General features: G+C 62.1%; 4 protein-coding genes. All 4 read left to right on the forward strand.

The window, feature by feature from the left end; all coding sequences use genetic code 11:
* Nucleotides 1-76: 76 nt before the first annotated feature.
* The 4 genes from BMX92_RS26640 (at nt 77) to BMX92_RS26655 (ending at nt 3,070) form a co-directional block, all read left to right on the forward strand.
* The gene (locus tag BMX92_RS26640) at nt 77-466 is read left to right on the forward strand and encodes an IS66-like element accessory protein TnpA (protein ID WP_177185291.1); all 390 of its coding nucleotides are present in this window, start codon (nt 77-79) and stop codon (nt 464-466) included.
* On the forward strand, nt 463-822 hold the full coding sequence (gene tnpB / locus BMX92_RS26645; RefSeq protein WP_036528248.1) for an IS66 family insertion sequence element accessory protein TnpB: 360 nt from the start codon (nt 463-465) through the stop codon (nt 820-822). The genes BMX92_RS26640 and tnpB overlap by 4 nt, the downstream gene beginning before the upstream one ends.
* Before the next feature lie 68 nt (nt 823-890).
* On the forward strand, nt 891-2,480 hold the full coding sequence (locus tag BMX92_RS26650; protein WP_093022754.1) for an IS66 family transposase: 1,590 nt from the start codon (nt 891-893) through the stop codon (nt 2,478-2,480).
* Entirely contained in the window at nt 2,477-3,070 is a 594-nt protein-coding gene (locus BMX92_RS26655; protein ID WP_256213653.1) for a plasmid pRiA4b ORF-3 family protein, read from the forward strand. Before BMX92_RS26650 ends, BMX92_RS26655 begins: the two co-directional genes overlap by 4 nt.
* Nucleotides 3,071-3,104 lie beyond the last annotated feature (34 nt).

Raw genomic sequence — 3,104 nt, forward strand, 5'->3', positions numbered from 1 at the left:
GTAAGCGCCGACGGAACCCGGCCTTGTGCGGATTGGGGTGGGCGTGAATTTCGCGGGGCAGATGGAGGCCTTGCGAGTGGATATCGAGCAGTCAAACGAGCCTCGTATGAGCGCACGCCGAGATGGCGGAGCGGTCGTTCGAGTGGAACGGCGCCGGCACTGGAGCGACGAAGAGAAGCTGGCGATCCTGAAGGAGACCACTCAGCCGGGTGCCATCATGGCCGTGGTCGCGCGTCGGTACGGGATCGGGACCGGTCAGCTTTACACTTGGCGTAAGCAATTGCTCCGCGGCGCGATGGCCGGGTTCGTGCCGGTTGAGTTGGCCGCCGAGCCGCAGGGGACAGCACCTGAGATTGGCTGGATTGAGATCCGGCGCGGCGGCGACTTCATGGTGTCGATCGACAGGTTGGTCGACAGAGAAGCGTTGAGATTGGCGCTCGAGGTTATCGGGGAGCTTGAACGTTGAGCCTGACGCTGCCGCCATCGGCGAAAATCTATCTGTCGTTGGCGCCGTGCGACATGCGAAAAGGCTTCGATGGCCTGTCCGCGCAGGTTCGCAATATCCTCCAACTCGATCCCTTCTCCGGCGCTGTATTCCTGTTCCGCGGAAAACGAGGCGATAGATTGAAGGCCCTGGTCTGGGACGGATCAGGACTTTGTCTGTATGCAAAACGCCTCGAGCGCGGAAAGTTCGTATGGCCCAGAACCCAGGACGGGGGAGCAGCGCGGCTCTCGGCCGCGCAGTTGGCGATGCTGATCGAGGGACTGGATTGGCGGCAGGCGATTGTTCACGACGAGGTGCTCGTGCCGACCCTCGCATGAGCGATAAAAGCTCGGAAAACTGCCGTTTTATGTAGGCGGGAAATGCCACTTGCGCTATAGTCCGGGGCATGCGGTTCGACCTTGATCGCCTCCCCACAGACCCCGTTCTCCTGCAGAAAATGCTGCGGGAGATGGCTGAGATCATGGAGCTGGAGCGGGCCGAACTGGGGGCGGCAAAGCAGACCGTCAAAGCTCAGGGTCTGACGATCGAGAAGCTGGAGCACCGTCTTGCTCGGCTGCTGCGCGTCCAGTTCGGTCGCAGCTCTGAGAAAATGGATATCGCGCAGTTGCGGCTGATGTTCGAGGAGGTGGATGCCCCGGAGCCGGCCAATGATGACGCTCCTGCGGCGTCGAACGCGAAACCGACGCGCAAGGCCGGAACCAAGGCGCCGATCCCCCTACATATCCCCCGTGAGACGACCCAGCACCTTCCGGAGCCATGCGGTTGCGGTGGTAGCGAGACCGTCATCTGCGAAGACGTCACCGAAGTGCTGGATTACGTACCCGCCTGCTTCCGTGTCCTGCGTCATGTTCGCCCTCGCATCGCCTGCCGATCCTGCGAAACGATCCGCCAGGCGCCGGCCATCGATCTGCCGTTGCCCAAGGTGATGGCAAGCAGCGCATTGCTCGCGCACCTCGTCGTCAGCCGCTTTGTCGATCATCAGCCCTGGCATCGTCAGTCAGTGATCCTGCGCCGGCAAGGGGTGGAGATTGATCGCGACGTGATGGGCCGCTGGTCCCGTAAACTGGCCTGGCTGATGGCGCCGCTCGGCGAACGGTTGCTCGTCCATATCCTCGAAGCTCCAAAGATACACGGCGACGAGACCCCAGTGACCCTGCTTCAGGGCAAAGACGGTAGCCATACCGCCTACTTCTGGGTCTATCTGCGCGACAGCCGTTCAAGCGGGGATATGAGCCCGCCTGCCGTGGCGTTCCGCTTCACGACCGGGCGCGGCGGTAAGCATCCGGCGGCCCACCTTGCCGGTTACCGCGGATACCTTCAAGCGGACGGCTATGCCGGCTACAACGCGCTATATCATGACCCCAAGACCAAGGCACCGCGCGGCGTGATCGAGGTTGGCTGCTGGGCGCACTCGCGACGCAAGTTCACCGACATCCTCGAAAAGAACCCATCGCCGGTAGCGGCTGAAGCGGTCGTGAGGATCAGCGAATTGTTCGCGATCGAACGGGATATCAAAGGAGCGCCGCCCGATGAGCGGCGACGGGTTCGCCAGCAGCTGGCTCTCCCGAAGCTTGCAGCCTTGCGGCCATGGCTGCATGCCCAGATGCAGGGATTGTCCTCGGACAGCGCCTTGGCGAAAGCATGCCGTTATCCCCTTAACCGCTGGGCGGCGATGGTCCGTTATTGCGAAGATGGCCTGCTGGAGATCAGCAACAACCTGGTCGAAAATGCCCTGCGCGGCGTTGCTCTGGGGCGTCGCAACTGGATGTTCGTCGGGTCCACCAAGGGCGGAGATGCCTCGGCGCTATTTTATTCGCTTGCCGAAACGTGCCGCCTGAACGGTGTTGAGCCCGAAGCCTGGTTCACCGACGTAATCGAGCGTATCGGCAACCATCCGATCAACCGGATCGACGAACTCCTGCCGTGGAACTGGCAGGCCGCAAAGGCGATCCAGAACCTGGAGCAAGCTGCTTGAGCAACGCCTTCGTCGTGCACATGACGATCACTCTGGATGACGTGACGCCCGCCGTAACCCGCATGATCGAAGTACCGCTCGGCATCCGGCTCGATCGTTTGCACACTACCTTCCAGGAAGCGTTGGGATGGACCGATAGCCATCTGTGGGAGCTGACCTTCGGGCACACGGGCTTCGGCATCCCTGACCCGTCCTACGGCTTTGGCGGCCCACTTGATGCCCGAAAGACGACCCTCGCTGAGGCGTTGGAGGGAATGCGCGGCAAGACCTTCCAGTACCTCTACGACTTTGGCGACGGATGGGAGCACAGCGTCAGGATTCACGGCATCGCTCCGGCTGACCTGCAAGGCAGCTATCCGCGCCTGCTGGAAGCTAGCGGAATGCGCCCACCGGAGGACTCGGGAGGGCCTTGGGGCTATGCCGAGAAGCTGGAGGCTCTCACCGATCCGTCGCATGAATACCATGAAGAGGCGTTGGATGCTCTTGGCGACGACCATGACCCCCACACTCAACCTAACATCGAGGTGATCCACGCTCGCTTCGCGGCACTCGCCAAGAAATGGGCGCCGCGCCCGCGGAAACCCAAATAACCCTACGTCAACGCCGCCTTCCGTCGGCGCTTAC

The sequence above is a fragment of the Sphingobium sp. YR768 genome, from assembly GCF_900111125.1.
Classification (GTDB): domain Bacteria; phylum Pseudomonadota; class Alphaproteobacteria; order Sphingomonadales; family Sphingomonadaceae; genus Sphingobium.

Excerpts from the sequence above, each read along its gene's own strand:
- BMX92_RS26650 (WP_093022754.1), top strand. The coding sequence starts at position 891 with ATGCGGTTCGACCTTGATCGCCTCCCCACAGACCCCGTTCTCCTGCAG.